This is a genomic window from Rhodopirellula sp. MGV (assembly GCF_002251265.1).
Lineage (GTDB): Bacteria > Planctomycetota > Planctomycetia > Pirellulales > Pirellulaceae > Stieleria > Stieleria baltica_A.
In genome coordinates this window covers 119,646-133,735 of record NZ_NPDI01000037.1, presented here as the reverse complement: position 1 = coordinate 133,735, position 14,090 = coordinate 119,646, and the positions used below count along the sequence as shown (strand labels likewise).

General features: G+C 54.2%; 16 protein-coding genes. 12 read left to right on the top strand and 4 right to left on the bottom strand.

Annotation, left to right across the window (positions count from 1 at the left end; translation table 11 throughout):
• Positions 1-148: 148 nt before the first annotated feature.
• The 12 genes from fliL (at position 149) to trhA (ending at position 9,743) form a co-directional block, all read left to right on the top strand.
• Complete coding sequence (gene fliL / locus CGZ80_RS12545) at positions 149-667, top strand: flagellar basal body-associated protein FliL (protein ID WP_094414846.1); 519 nt, start codon at positions 149-151, stop codon at positions 665-667.
• Positions 664-1,533, top strand: a complete 870-nt coding sequence (locus CGZ80_RS12540; RefSeq protein ID WP_094414844.1) for a FliM/FliN family flagellar motor switch protein — start codon at positions 664-666, stop codon at positions 1,531-1,533. The genes fliL and CGZ80_RS12540 overlap by 4 nt, the downstream gene beginning before the upstream one ends.
• A 27-nt stretch (positions 1,534-1,560) precedes the next feature.
• A complete protein-coding gene (locus tag CGZ80_RS12535) occupies positions 1,561-1,941 on the top strand; it encodes a FliM/FliN family flagellar motor switch protein (protein ID WP_094414842.1) in 381 nt (126 codons plus the stop codon).
• 68 nt (positions 1,942-2,009) lie between these two features.
• Entirely contained in the window at positions 2,010-3,017 is a 1,008-nt protein-coding gene (locus tag CGZ80_RS12530) for a hypothetical protein (RefSeq protein WP_143543900.1), read from the top strand.
• A gap of 17 nt (positions 3,018-3,034) precedes the next feature.
• On the top strand, positions 3,035-3,760 hold the full coding sequence (fliP, locus tag CGZ80_RS12525) for a flagellar type III secretion system pore protein FliP (protein ID WP_198953676.1): 726 nt from the start codon (positions 3,035-3,037) through the stop codon (positions 3,758-3,760).
• 98 nt (positions 3,761-3,858) lie between these two features.
• Positions 3,859-5,988 carry a flagellar biosynthesis protein FlhA gene (flhA, locus tag CGZ80_RS12520; RefSeq protein ID WP_094414838.1) on the top strand — a complete coding sequence of 710 codons (2,130 nt, stop codon included), beginning with the start codon at positions 3,859-3,861 and terminating at the stop codon, positions 5,986-5,988.
• On the top strand, positions 5,988-6,230 hold the full coding sequence (locus tag CGZ80_RS12515; protein ID WP_094414836.1) for a hypothetical protein: 243 nt from the start codon (positions 5,988-5,990) through the stop codon (positions 6,228-6,230). Before flhA ends, CGZ80_RS12515 begins: the two co-directional genes overlap by 1 nt.
• Before the next feature lie 2 nt (positions 6,231-6,232).
• Positions 6,233-6,943 carry a sigma-70 family RNA polymerase sigma factor gene (locus CGZ80_RS12510; RefSeq protein WP_094414834.1) on the top strand — a complete coding sequence of 237 codons (711 nt, stop codon included), beginning with the start codon at positions 6,233-6,235 and terminating at the stop codon, positions 6,941-6,943.
• The gene (locus tag CGZ80_RS12505) at positions 6,928-7,161 is read left to right on the top strand and encodes a hypothetical protein (protein ID WP_094414832.1); all 234 of its coding nucleotides are present in this window, start codon (positions 6,928-6,930) and stop codon (positions 7,159-7,161) included. The genes CGZ80_RS12510 and CGZ80_RS12505 overlap by 16 nt, the downstream gene beginning before the upstream one ends.
• A gap of 2 nt (positions 7,162-7,163) precedes the next feature.
• Positions 7,164-8,264, top strand: coding sequence for a hypothetical protein (locus tag CGZ80_RS12500; protein WP_143543899.1), 1,101 nt, complete (start codon positions 7,164-7,166; stop codon positions 8,262-8,264).
• Positions 8,265-8,284: 20 nt separating this feature from the next.
• Positions 8,285-8,956, top strand: a complete 672-nt coding sequence (locus tag CGZ80_RS12495) for a hypothetical protein (RefSeq protein ID WP_094414828.1) — start codon at positions 8,285-8,287, stop codon at positions 8,954-8,956.
• Positions 8,957-9,089: 133 nt separating this feature from the next.
• On the top strand, positions 9,090-9,743 hold the full coding sequence (gene trhA / locus CGZ80_RS12490; RefSeq protein WP_094414908.1) for a PAQR family membrane homeostasis protein TrhA: 654 nt from the start codon (positions 9,090-9,092) through the stop codon (positions 9,741-9,743).
• 81 nt (positions 9,744-9,824) lie between these two features.
• Here the strand turns inward: trhA and CGZ80_RS12485 are convergent, their stop codons facing one another.
• From CGZ80_RS12485 to CGZ80_RS12470, 4 genes are all read right to left on the bottom strand, one after another.
• Positions 9,825-10,403: a hypothetical protein gene (locus CGZ80_RS12485; protein WP_233148386.1), complete on the bottom strand. Its 579-nt coding sequence runs from the start codon at positions 10,401-10,403 to the stop codon at positions 9,825-9,827.
• 158 nt (positions 10,404-10,561) lie between these two features.
• Positions 10,562-12,139: a sulfatase gene (locus tag CGZ80_RS12480; protein ID WP_094414825.1), complete on the bottom strand. Its 1,578-nt coding sequence runs from the start codon at positions 12,137-12,139 to the stop codon at positions 10,562-10,564.
• Between the two features lie 109 nt (positions 12,140-12,248).
• A complete protein-coding gene (locus tag CGZ80_RS12475) occupies positions 12,249-13,268 on the bottom strand; it encodes a TIGR00266 family protein (RefSeq protein ID WP_094414823.1) in 1,020 nt (339 codons plus the stop codon).
• A gap of 75 nt (positions 13,269-13,343) precedes the next feature.
• Positions 13,344-14,030, bottom strand: a complete 687-nt coding sequence (locus tag CGZ80_RS12470; RefSeq protein ID WP_094414821.1) for a TIGR00266 family protein — start codon at positions 14,028-14,030, stop codon at positions 13,344-13,346.
• Between the last annotated feature and the right edge of the window lie 60 nt (positions 14,031-14,090).

Genomic DNA, 14,090 nt, shown 5'->3' with positions numbered 1-14,090 from the left:
CACACGGTTGGATTGAACGTTGTATGGCGTCGATAACCTTTAACGATCTGGAAAGATAAGTCGGTCGCGTCGACCTGCACGCGGCCCCTCCGCGACCAATACTTTCTAGGCACAATGCCGATCGACCTCCCAATCCAACGAATGATCCATGGCAGACGAAAGCGAATCAGGCAAAGACGAGAAAAAGAAAGGCGGACTAGGAAAGATTATTGTGTGGGGACTGGTCTTTGTGATGGGCGCCGGGACAGGTGTGGCTGTGCCCCTGTTTGTGCTGCCTTCCGGAAACACGACCGCCAGCCCACCGGCGAAGAACGAAAAGCGGATGGACATTCCCGAGCCTGACGACAAGCTCGGGTTCGTTGACTTTGATGAAGTCGTTGTCAACCTGAACGATACCCGCTACTCCCGATACCTCACTTGCACGTTCTCGCTGCAGGTCGCGGCGTCGCAAAAAGACGCGATCCAGAAATTGGTCGACGACAACAATGTCGTGTTGAAGAACTGGCTGATTGCGCATCTATGCGACAAGAAGCTGGAAGACGTTCGTGGCAAGTTGGGGCACAACCTGCTTCGCCGCGAGATTCATGACAAGTTCAATGAGCTGTTGTTCACCGACGGTATTGAACGGATTCAAGACGTGCTGTTTAAGGATTTCAAGGTTCAATGACGCTCCGCGCTTTCGACTTTCGCGAAATCGCGGGCCTGGATGACACAGCAACCGCGATCCGAACTTGGCTATCCAAGTCGACATCGTTCTTTTCGGACGAGTGGGTTCAGGCTACGGGCTTTGGGGCAAAGCTCGGGCTCGGACCCGTCTCGACCGATACGTTCGAGTCGATCTTGGATGCCACGCCGAGGACCGACTTGTGTTGTGTCACGCATTTGCGCGGTGATCTGCCGACCCTGTGGTACTCAACCGGGACTCAGTTCAGACGGCTGGTCGGCGATTTGATCGGAGTCGAGCCGCCGGCAGAGTCAGAGAGTGTTGCCGCAGACGACGAGGAAATCGAGCTAGGTGCAATCGAAGCTGACTTGGTTCAGTGGGCTCTCGACACGATGGCCGCATGTCTTAGCCAGGGTTGGATGGGAACCGAGGATCTTTCGGTACAGACCAGCCCTGTCGAAAAAGACCCTCGCAAATTGCGTTTGTATCGCGCGAAAGATTTGATGACGCGGGTCACTTTGAAAATCGAGTGCAAGTCAGGCACCACGGATTTGAACTGGCTGTTGCCTAAGCAGCGTATTTCCAAACTCTTTGATGAGACGGTAGACAACCGACACAAGGCAGCGCCCGCATCGCCTTCGGAAGAGATGATCGTCAAGATGCCAGTCGATATCGTGACGGTTTTGGGGTCGGCCAAGGTTTCGATGAAGGACTTACAGGATCTCAAGCCGGGGCAGTTGATCGTGTTGGATCAGCGAATTGATGCACCGATGACGGCAACGGTTGATGGTACGCCGTCTTTCGAATGCTGGCCGGGACGGCTTGGCAATATGCAAGCCGTGCAGGTTTCTCGCACGCGACAGGGTTAACGTTTTTAACGAGTAAGGGAGGACATCATGAGCGAAGAAGAAAAGCCAGCGGAAGGCGAAGCCGACGACACGGCGGCAGTCGACGAATCGGGGGCCGCAACCGCGACGGCAACTGAAGACACCATTCCTGAGTTCGAGCAATTGAGTCCGAATCCGCCAAAGGCAGGCGGTGCACTCGACCTTGCACGCTTCGGAAGTGTGCATGTCACGCTCACGGCTGAACTCGGACGGACTCAATTGACAATTGAAGAGCTAATCGGGCTGGCGGAAGGTTCCGTGATTGAATTAAACCGGGCCATCAGCGCGCCGGTCGAAATTGTTGCTCAGGGAGTGCCAATGGGAAACGGCGAGGTCGTCGTGATCGATGACCAATTTGCAATACGGATTAAGCAGATCTACTCGACCTGATTATGGCAACTTGTGGCACAAACATGGATGTAATGATGCCTTCAACATGGACCCAACATCGGAAGTGCGTGAAAAACGCATTGCTGCTGTGCGGCGTTGCCGTGCTTGGTATCGCGTCCTCTGGCGATGCTTCCGCACAGTACTCAGGGCAGCAGCAATCGGCGCAGCAGCAATCGGCGCAGCAGCGATTCGGAACTTCGGGTCCGTCGACGCGCCGCTTTGACGGAATCATCGACCAGCTTTCCGGAGACTCCGCATCGTCAAATCGCAATGGATTGCGAGCCGACAGTGGACGCAGTTTTTCGGCAAGTGGCAGTGCACTTCAGCGATATGGTGGTGACTCGTATTCCGATCGCCAGCCGGCACTCGCTAGTGAGCGTGAGCCAGCGGTGACGTTGCGTCCGCAGCCGATGACGGTTCGCCGAGCAAGCTACGAGGATGTGTCAGCCGAGCCACTGCGCCAGCAACCCCTGGCCGCACGCCAAGAGTTCAATGAGCGTAACAGTCGAGATCACGTGCAGTCGTTTATCGATCGCGAGAAAGAAGCCGGCGTGGAATCGAAGTCCGCGGCAAATGCCAGCGACGCCATTAAGAAGATTGCCGTCAACCTCTGTTTCGTCTTGGCGATCGCTGTTGCAGGCTTGCTGCTCTACCGAGTGATGCAAAAAGGCAAGCTTGGTGGCGTTGACGGAAAAACACGTGGGCAAGGAAAGCTCAAAATCCATCAGGTTCTGGAGGTCTCCCGCGGCGTCAATCTGTTTCTGGTTGACGGGATGAACAGCCGGGTGCTGGTTGCGGTCGACCCGACCGGGATCAAATCGGTGAACGTTCTTCCGGGACGCTTCGAAGAGGCACTCGATGACCCAAAAACTTATTCATTTGCCGATTCGTTAGCCGCATCGGACTTGGAAGACGCGGTCGACGCTGCAGAGGCTCCGGCCCGGCCGTCGGTCAGGATCAGCCGAGCCGAACGCAGACGCCAGGCTGAACAGCCGGTGGTTGATCAGACATCGAGTACCGAGATTGATGAGAACCTGATCAAGATGTTGTTGGCAAAAGGAAGTCGAGCTGCCTGATCGCACCGAGGATGGAAATGGACTTCCTGTTTATCGCTCAAGCCGCTTCCGAAGCAGTGCCCGGCACGCCGGACATGTTTTCGGACCTCGCGCCACCGTTACAAGTGGCGGTGTTGCTCGGCGCGCTCAGCTTTGCCGTGGCGATGCTGGTAAGCGTGACCGCGTTCACTCGCATCATCATTGTGCTTTCGTTTGTACGGCGAGCTCTGTCGACGCAGGAAATTCCTCCCAACCAAGTGATGATGGGATTGAGCTTGTTTCTGACGCTGTTCGTGATGGCACCGACGTTCGATACGATCCACAAGGATGCCATCATCCCGTTGATGGATGCTCAGGCGAATCAGGTCGAAGGTGAACCGCCAACGTTTGGATATATGGATGCGTGGAATGTTGCGTCCGAATCGTTGAAGCAATTCATGATGGCAAACACGCGGACGAGCGACTTGGCGTTGTTTTTCGAGTTGTCGGAAACGCCGCCCCCGTCGGAACGTCTGCAGACCCCAATGAAAGTCGCGGTGCCGGCGTTCATCATTAGCGAATTGAAAACGGCATTCATTATGGGGTTTTGTATCTATATCCCTTTCCTGCTGATTGACTTGGTGATCTCAACAATCTTGATGGCTTTGGGGATGATGATGATGCCCCCGGTCGTGGTGTCGACGCCATGCAAGTTGTTGCTGTTCGTCTTGGTTGACGGCTGGCAACTGATTTCGAAGGCACTGGTTGCCAGTTTTGCTCAGTAGGATCCGCACTTGCGGGGACCGGCGATTTCATTGAATCATCCCGTTCACCCGCGACGCGGTGGAGACAGCGGATCAACAACGAATAAGTCAACGGATTGATGAAAGACTCGGACTCCAATTTCGGATTTTTGCAACGCAGCGAGTTGTGGCTCTCGGCCTCATTCTTGCTGATGCTTGTCGTGTTGATCATCCCGTTGCCGACATTCCTTTTGGACATGTTTCTGGCTTGCAATATCGCTGCTGCGGTATTGTTGCTCTTGGTGACGCTGGGTGCAAAGAAGCCGCTTGACCTGGCGTCGTTCCCATCGCTCTTGTTGTTGTTGACGCTGCTGCGTTTGTCGTTGAACGTCGCGACGACTCGATTGATTTTGCTGGATGGGAACGCTGGAAAGATTGTCTTGACGTTCGGCGACTTCGTTGTCGGCGGGAACTTGGTTGTCGGGATCGTGATCTTCTTGATCCTGGTGACAATTCAGTTCATTGTGATCACCAAAGGTGCGACGCGGATCTCCGAGGTCAACGCGCGTTTTACCTTGGACGCGATGCCCGGTAAGCAAATGGCGATTGACGCCGAGTTGAACAGCGGCGCGATCGACGAGACCGAAGCGCGTGCCCGGCGAAAAGGGCTGACGCAAGAAGCCGAATTCTACGGGGCGATGGACGGTGCCAGTAAATACGTCCGTGGGGATGCGATCGCCGGTTTGATCATTATGGTGGTCAACATTCTCGGAGGCGTTGTCTTGGGTGTCAGCGACGGCCAGGCGATCGGCGATGCGTTGCAGGTGTACTCGATCCTGACGATCGGGGACGGATTGGTGTCACAGATTCCTGCTCTGATCATTGCGACTAGTGCTGGTATCTTGGTTACCAAAAGCGCGTCTGAGTCCAGCTTGGGTGACGAAATCAATCAACAGGTTGCGGGCGCCTATCGGTCATTGTATTTGGGACCGGTGATTCTGTTGTGTATTGCCGTCACGCCCGGCTTCCCGAAGCTGCCGTTTATCTTCTTGTCCGCAGTGATCTTCGCGTTCGTGTATTACGCTCGGCAAAAAGCTGAGCGAGAAGAGGCGGAAGCGAAACAGCCAACCGGTCCAAAGGAACCGCCACCGCCACCAGAAGAACGGGGCCTGCAAAAGTTCATTCAGCCAGAGCGAGTGATCATCGAAATCGGTGCGGGCTTGATTTCACTGGCCGAGCCCAAGCATGGTAAGGGAATTGCCGAACGCATCTCAACGTTGCGTGAAGACGTGGCGATGGAGCATGGCTTCTGGGTCCCCGCGGCGCGCATTAGGGACAACCTTCAGATCGGTGTTAACGAATATCGTTTCCTTATCTGTGGCCGAGAAATTGCCCGTGGCCATTTGCAGGTTAATGATTTCCTCGCGATCAATCCGGGAAACATTAATGCGGAATTAGAAGGTGAACCGATCCGAGACCCTGCGTTCGATCTGCCAGCGAAGTGGATCTCGGAGACGTCGCGGCGTCGAGCAGAGGTTCTAGGGTTCACCGTCGTTGATGCCCCGACGGTCCTGATCACACACTTGAGCGAGTGCTTGCGTAAGCATGCTCACGAGCTTTTGAGTCGCCAAGACCTGCAATCCATGCTAGAGAAGCTTAAGGAAATCGCGCCCACGACGGTCGATGAGATTAAGCCTGACACGGTGCGCCCGGCGACACTCCATCAGGTGCTTGTCAACTTGCTCCGCGAACGTATTTCGATCACCGCGCTAGAGCGGATTGTCGAATCAGCGGTCCAGTTTGGACACCAAATCAAGGATCCTGTTCAGTTGACCGAAAAAATTCGCGGCAACATTGGCCATATCATCTGTGATCGCTTCCGCGATGCGAATGGCAACGTCAGGGTGATCATCTTGGAACCGCGACTGGAACACTACTTCCGTGAAAACACCAGTGGCGAATCAATCCTGTTACGTCCTGATCAGCTAGAGCGTCTGATCATGGACATTCAATCAAAGTGGGAAGCCTCGCGTCTAAAGAACCAGACCGCAGCTGTCTTGGTCGATTCGTCAATTCGCTTCCCACTCCATCGCACGATCTTTCGGTCGTTGTCCGAAGTCAGCATCATCGCCTATAGCGAAATCCCTCAGGACTTGAGAATCGAATCTGGAGGGATGATTCGGTACGAAGACATCATCGGCGGCCGTGGGGCCGCCGAACCGCAAATACTGGGCATGCACTCGGCCGATAACGGCAAGGAAGGTGATTGATGAGCAATCGTCGTATGACGAGACGTGAGGAAATGCGACGTCAACAAGCATTTCCATTTGGCATGCTTGCAGGCCTGTTGACGGCAATCGCCGTCACCTTGATTGGTGTCTTCTTGCGATTGGAGGCGTTTACCATCCTGACACGTGCTACCGTTTCATCATTGATCCTTGGAACGGTCGTATCGCTCGGCGTCGGAATCATCCGACTGGCCGATTCCGACTACAAAGTTGATCGTGGATAGAGATGAAAGCAACCCTTGAATCGACCTATAAACGCTCGTCAGAGTCGGCACGCGATCAACTGGTACTGGAGAACATCGACTATGTCGGTCGGATCCTCAGTACCATGACGTTCTTCGTGAACGATCGAGATCTGCGTGAAAACCTGCACTCAGCGGGCGTACTCGGTTTGGTTCAAGCGGCAAACGCTTTTGATTCGGCTCAAGGCGTTCCCTTCCGTACCTTTGCTTATCCACGGATCCGAGGCGCCATCGTCGACGAGATGCGAAAGGCATCTCCGTTGTCACCACGCGTCATGCGAATGGTCGGTGTCGTCAAGCGAATCTGCGAAACGCTTGAGCCACCGATCAGCCCTGAAGCCATTTCGAAACGATCAGGGTTAACGGTCAACGAGGTGGTGGAATGCTTAGAAGCGATGCGTTTCGTTAAGCCAGATAACTGGGAGGATCTCTCAGATGTTGTTCACAAAACTTGGCGTACGAAAATCGATTCTGCGGAAGATCTGGCCGAAAGAGAAGAACTAGCAGAATTGTTGGGTGAAATGATTGAACAACTTCCCGACAAGGAACGCTTAGTACTGACGCTTTATTTCCAAGAGGAATTGAACTTGGCCGAGATCGGTGCAGCGATGGGGTTGTCCGAATCACGAGTCTCGCGATTGCTCGCTTCGGCAAAGTTCCGACTACGGGAGGCAATACGATGGAAGACAAGCTAACCGTTGGAACGCAAGCACGACGAGTCCGTGCCGTTGGACCAAGGGCAAGACTTGGTGGGACTGCCCAATTGCACAGCCCCAATGCAAACGGCAATGGGTGTCGCAGCGAACCCGAAGTTCGGGTGATGAAACAAGGTAACCGTATCGAATCGATCATCATTTCATGTGCCTGCGGTGAAGAGATCACCGTGATCTGTGGCTACGACCAACCAGAATGAACGTGAATACATTTGACCAACAAGAACGCCTTGATTCCAACTCGCCATCGGCGACGTTAGAAGTCAATCGCGCACGCACACTTCGTTGGATGTGTGTCTCGCTGATGTGCGTTTCATTTGTCGCGGCCGATTCACAGTTCTCACATGCTCAAGAGTATGCTGCACCGCAGCGGGGACGCGTCTCCGCGCTCGCCAAGCTTGATCGTTTCCAGCGGACTGTTAAAGAGAAAATCAAGTCAGCATTGATCGGCGATGACAGCGAAGACTCAAAAGGGCTGCCACTTGATCAACAAGGTCCACACGATTCGATCGCACAGACACCCGGTGGTTATGACCCCGATCCCTCCGAATCACAAAGCGTGATGCAGAGTGCCGATTCGGTTTACGCCGATGGCACTTTCGTTGGGCAGAACTCTATCGCAAACCATCCACCAGCGTATGGCCATCATGTCAAGCCAGAGCCAGGTGGACTGAGTCGTCAAGTAAGTAACCGACGGGCCGAGTCGAACGAAAGCTTTCCAAGGGTTGCGACCATCGCTTCTGCCGAGCAAGACGTGTCGATGGAAGATCTGTTGCGTGGCAATGAAACACGTCCGGTCCAATATGAACAGGATGCAGCCAATGGGTACGGCATCGGTCCCTACGGAACGGGCGAAGGTGATAACGAAGGCGTCGCCAATTTTCCGCCGCCAATTCGTACACAGCCGTTGATCAATAATGCGGCCGGCAATCCAACTGTTCCCTCGGCGCGTGGCACGATTCTTGGTTCGACGCCAATGACAGCGACTCAACACGCGCTGCGATTGATCGAAGAGAACGGCGACCTGAAAGCTAATCTGGCATCCAGCAATGCAGAGGTCGAACGTCTGCGAGAAAAGCTCGCGTCAACAAACGCACTGCTTCAAAGCTCGACGGACGCGGTCGCCAAGGCGCAAGAAGAAATGGATCGATTGACCTACGAAAACCGGCAACTGGAACGCAAACTGGCAGAATCAGAATCCAAGTACAATCGGTATCTTCGCGAGACGGACCGTATGCTTGAGTCGATCCGTGAAGAGCTTGACGAAGTGTTGGTTCGCGAGCTGTCAGCCGGTACGGAGTAGCGAGGCAAACAGGGAAAGTCATGGATCGACTTCGAAACACATTTTCGAGCTTATTGATTTGGTTGGCGATCGCAAGCGGCGTTTGGGCCTGTGAGCGTTGTGGCACACCGACACCCTGTCCCAGCGGGGCGTGCCTCGCAAGCCATGCTGCCAAGAAACCGGTCGCCAAGCCGGCACCGCTGCGGCGGTCGTCCTTGCTGCCACAAATGCGCCCCAATCGTGTTTTGCTGGTTACCTGTCTGGATCGGCAAGATCGATTGCATGAGCAAACTGAGTTGATGCATCGATTGGCTGCGCACCTGCGAGCGATGTCTTCCGTTGAAGTCGTCGAGTCGGATCATCGCGTGTGTTTGGAGCATTTTCCGATCCAAACGGGACGCTTTGATGAACGCAAGTTGGTGAATTTGGGAACTCGCTATTCCGCCGACACTGTCATCTATTGCGAAGTAGCCAACATCGACTCTTATCGTCCGATGAAGATGGAGGTACGATTCTTGATGATCAGCGCTGAACAGTCAGTCGCGCTGGCATCGGCATCACGCCATCATGACCTGGGCACGCCGGCGACCCGCAAGAAGTTCCTGCAATCGTTTGACGAATATGAGCACTCGTCGGAATCACTTTTGCGATCGCCCAACCGTCTAATCGATTTTTCGGCGAATCAGCTCGCCGCCGAGATTCTGCGTCTTTAGTTTCTCAGAACTCGCATCTATCCCGTTCGTGAGTTCGCTCGTGTTTCCAAATTCGTTTCGGATGCTATCCTAGCTGGCGAATCGGAAGATTGGTTTGCACTGGCGCGATATACCGAGTGAACGGGAGTCTGGCTTGGACGAAAATGAATCGCCGCACGGTAATGCACCTGTGCGACATGGCGAGGAGTGGGCGAATGCGTTGACGCACGGTTTGGCCACAATTGCTGCGGCTATCCTGGGTGGGCTTTTGATCTACAAGGCGAGTGGGATCGGCAAAGGCATGGCAATCGCATGTCTAGCCTATACGGTGTCCGTCGTCGCGACATTTACCAGTTCGACGTTGTCACACGCGATTTTCCGCCAACCGTTGCTTGATCGTTTGCGAGCCTGGGATCAAGCGATGATTTACGCAATGATCGCGGGAACCTATACGCCGATCATTTGGCGTCATGCGCCAACGGCGATATCAATCCCATTGCTTTCCGCCGTCTGGATCGCGGCCTTCGCAGGAATCGCGATGAAGCTGTTTGCGCAGCATCGGATCAACAACGTGGCGACGGTTGGTTACCTGTTGCTCGGTTGGTTGCCCTCAATTCCACTGTATCCGTACGTTCCAGCAGCAGTCGGCCAAGGGATGCTGTTAGGCGGGACGCTGTACAGCATCGGTGTTGCGGTGTTAATGCAAGATCACCGAGGGCACTATTTGCATTCGGTGTGGCACTTGATTGTGATGAGTGCAGCGTTGGCTCACTTCCTGACGATTCAGTGGTATGTCGTCGGTGTCTGATAGGCAGGACAATCGCACTGCCCAGGACAAATTGCCCAGAAAGATCGGCTTAGAAGTCTGCCAACGCACGCGGTCTGGTCTTCACCAGGTTAGTAGACCGCCTGAACCTTCGTTGTCTTCTTCCCAGTAACGTCTAACTTCGCGAAGTCCGTAAGCGCACATTTCGAAGTGTTCGCTCATTCGGTGGATTACTTCGCACGGCGGCCTGTCGCTGCCACCTTCGATTTGAGCGGCAATCGCATACGCTCGCTTTCCCTGGCGGCAGTAGTCAAAGTACCGGTCGCGAACATCCGAGCCATTCTTGGCGGACTGCAGGCTCTCAGGATACATCCCTGACCAAAAGAGCGTGAAATCACCCACATGGCGATAGACTTCACGTTTTGCCAAACCGATGCGACGCTCCGCTTCGGTAATCATTTGCAGAAGGTGTTTGGTTCGCATCCCGTCGACTTGACGTAACGAGTACATCGTGTCGGTACGAACGAAGCGAAGCAGCAGATCGCTGACGTAATCGACGAGTTGCACATCGACTACACCAAGCTTGGTATGAAAGATGAATTCGCTTACACCGCGAAAAAATCTTTCAATCGTTGACGAACAATGTTGGGAATCATCTTCCCGTTCGTCGTTGTTGGAGTACGCATCCCCAGTTGACGTCATCGGCAAAGCCTCCCGAAGAACAATGGTTCTGCTGAGGATGCACCATCGCCAACACGAGTTTTTTCGCGTGGGCATCAGTCAGCATGCACTTTGTTATCCACTGACAGCTATTGGATTGCTCCACGAGCTGTCAAGCCCAACTGCATGATAATTGAAGATCAATCTGCCGTCTGAAAACTACCCCACCAATCATCGTTGGGTTGCCAATCAGCCTCCAAAAACCGTTGGTGGGATTCCTCCAACCGTTGCAAATTGTTGGTTTGTATGCGGCGGTAGAATTCTTGCGTTTTTGACGGCTCATAACGGGGATCTGGTTTTGGGCGTTTGGCGCCAACTTCGGTCAACCAAGCATCGAGTTGGTTCCACATTGCCTGCGCTTTAGCCGGATGCGTGAGAGCGAGATCGCTCGTTTCGCTCGGATCTGCGGACAGATCGTATAGTTCGTGCCGACCGTCCTCGAAGTAGTGGATCAGTTTCCAACGATCTTTTTGGATGATTGCGTTGGGTTCACCACCTTGATTTCCGTAGTGTGGGTAGTGCCAATAAAGTGCTCGCTCTGCAATCGAATGGCCTTGGACAAGCGGCTTCAAGCTGACCCCATCGAGGTGCTGTTCTGGTTTTAGTGGCAACCCGCACAAGTCCAAAAGTGTCGGATACAAATCGGCTCCGGTGACCGGCGTATCGTCATGCGTGCCTGGTTTGATCATTGCCGGATATCGGATGTAAAGCGGTTCGCGAATTCCGCCTTCCCATTGACGCCCCTTTCCACCCCGCAGCGGCAGGTTCGACGTCGCGTATGCATCGCCCGATGATACGCCTCCGTTGTCGCTGGTGAAAACGATGATGGTGTCGTCGGCGAGCGACAATTCATCGATCGTTTTTAGTACGACGCCGACGGCATCGTCTACGGTTTCGATCATACCGGCATAGACGGGGTGGTCTTGAACCTGGCGGACCGGCAACGTCCGGTCGACTTTGAAACGCGATTGGCCATCTGGAAGCGCCGGCGCGAGTTGTTGGTATTTTTGCCAGAGCTCTTTGCGTGTTTGGACGGGTGCATGAACGCTGTAGAACGACAGCATTGCGAAGAACGGTTGATCGCGATGGTTGCGAATGTAGTCGACCGTTTCTTTTGCGAGTCGCATCGGAAGTGATTCGCCATTGGGGCCGTCAGCAAGCACCGGATTCTTGTAGGGCGAGAAGAATCCACCGGGAGGGCTGCCACGATCATGGCCGCCTTTGTTCTCTTGATAGCCATGATCGTCCGGCCACGAACCTTTGTCACCGAGATGCCACTTGCCGGCAAAGAACGTTCCGTAACCCGCCTCTTGAAATGCTTCGGCGATCGTCGTTTGTTCGGCCGGAAGGCGGTGTTCGTATTCGGCGGGGAGAACTCGGTTGGGGCGAGTCCATTCGAGGCCACTCTTCGCGCCGATCCAATCTGTTATCCCGTGCCGCGCCGGAAACGTGCCGAGCTGGATACTGGCTCGCGAAGGGCTGCACACACAGCAAGTTGCGTAGCCGTTGGTGAATCGGATGCCGCCTGTTGCGATTCGATCGATGTTTGGCGATTGGTAAAACGAACTGCCTTCGCCAGATAGATCATGGGCACCCATGTCGTCCATCAAGATCAAAACGACGTTGGGTTTGGCCGCGACCGCAAATGATGAAGTGATCGTTGTCGCGAGAATCGCGGCACAAATTGCTGCGATTGAAAACGGATGGCGGGATGTCATGGAAGGGAAACGCTAGATCGAGTGCATGTTGTCGGGTCAGCAACATGCATCTTAGTCGATCAAGCGTTGTGGATGTGCGAGAGCAACACAGGGGCGTTTCTTCAGTCGCCTAGTTGCTTTTCGTTGGGCGGAATGCATTGACCCAAGACAAGAATGACGTGACCTGTCGGGATTGGATCCATACGCGTCCGGACCCGCTGAATTTGGCAACCAAGCCTTCACCACCAAAGAAAAACGATTTCAACTTTCCACCTTTGCGCAACCCGGGCAGAACCGTGACTTGGTAGTCCAAGGTTTCTTCAAATGCAACGATATAACCGGTGTCGACAATGTACGTGTCCGTCACATCGACTTCCAAGATGGCGCCGTAGGAGTTGAAAAACAAGTCGCCTGTTCCGCTGGCTTTTAGCAGTACCAAACCTTCACCGCTAAAAAAACCTTTCGCGCCTTGCCATTTTCCGGTTACTTCGACGCCAGGCCCGTTAAGCATGTAAGCGCCCCGCTGCAACATGATGGAGTTGCCTTCGAGACGATAGTACGCGACGTCGCCAGCCATGCCTCCTGCGAACAGGATTTCTCCACTGCCCTGCTGAGCCGTGAAGGTGTTGATGATCAGGCTTTCGCCGCCAAACATACGGCCGAGCGTTTTCCCAAACCCGCCTTTGAAACCAGCTTCCAAATGGATCGTTGGTGACATCGAAACCATTGCCGATGGCTCGGCAAAGATTTTGCTGCCCTGCTCAAGATCGACTTTAACGATCGAAAAATCGGGGCGCTGTGTGATTTCGTAGGATAGCTCAGGCGTCGTTCCTGAAAGCGGACCGTCGCTGGTGTTTCGCGTTGTGTAGACGGGGACGTCCTCGGGCGGAAAGGCTGTTCCGCCAGGCAGTTCGGCGCCACCCAAGTAAGCCTGCGCGTTATCCGCCTCGGCTGCCACAGCGTTGACGTCGAACGGATCAGGTTGTGACGTCTGCGCGAATGGATCTTCGATCGGTGCCGGAGGTTCGGCTACCACCGGATTTGGGATCATCATCAATTGGCCGCATTCTTTGCATTTCCCTTTCTTGCCGGCCATTTCGTCGGCGACCTTGTAATGCTTTTGGCAAGAAGGGCAAGCGAATTGAATCATAGTGTCACGGTGTGTTTGGGGGCACGAAAGGCCGAATCAGTTTTGGTGCGAATTCGATGAGGTCGATACGTTGGGTTATCGCGGTTTCAATTTCGGCCCCAGAAGCTGTCCAAAGCTTGGCGGGTTGTGGGTTTGGAAGTACAGCTTGCCTTGGCCACTGAATTTGCAGACCAAGCCTTCGCCACCAAGAAAACTGCCAACGAGGCTTTTCCCTGCTTTACCAATTTTGAATTGCAAGGTGTCTTCGAACGCGACGATGTGCCCCGTGTCGACGACGTACTCGCCGCTGACCTCAACGCAGTGAATCGCGCCAAAGCTGTTGAGCAGCAAATCACCAACGCCTGAGCATTTGACCCAGAACATCCGCTCGCCGCTAAAGAGTGCCTTGCCAAGTCCTTGCCATGTGGCGTCAATGTCGACGCTGGTCGATGAGGCAAGCCAACTGGACCCTTGAACGATCAGCGTTCCGCCAGTCATCTGGTAATACATGATATCGCCCAACATTGCTGGGCCGATGATCAGTGACTGGTCAGGATGCGTGGCGGTGAAATGGTTTAAGAAGAAATTCTCACCGGCGAACATTCGCTTCAGGCCTTTCGCGATCCCGCCGCCTCCGCCACCACGTTTGCGACTTGTCGTTTCCACGTTGAAACCACCATTCATCGCGATCATCGCGCCGACTTCACAGGTGACGGATTCGCCAGCCGCAAGCGTCAGCTTGGCCACCGTCATCGCCGGGCGTGACAGGAGTTCGTAGTGCATGTTGCTAACTCAAAAGTTCAAAATGTTGGTGCGATCGATAAGCAAGACGAACGGAATCGC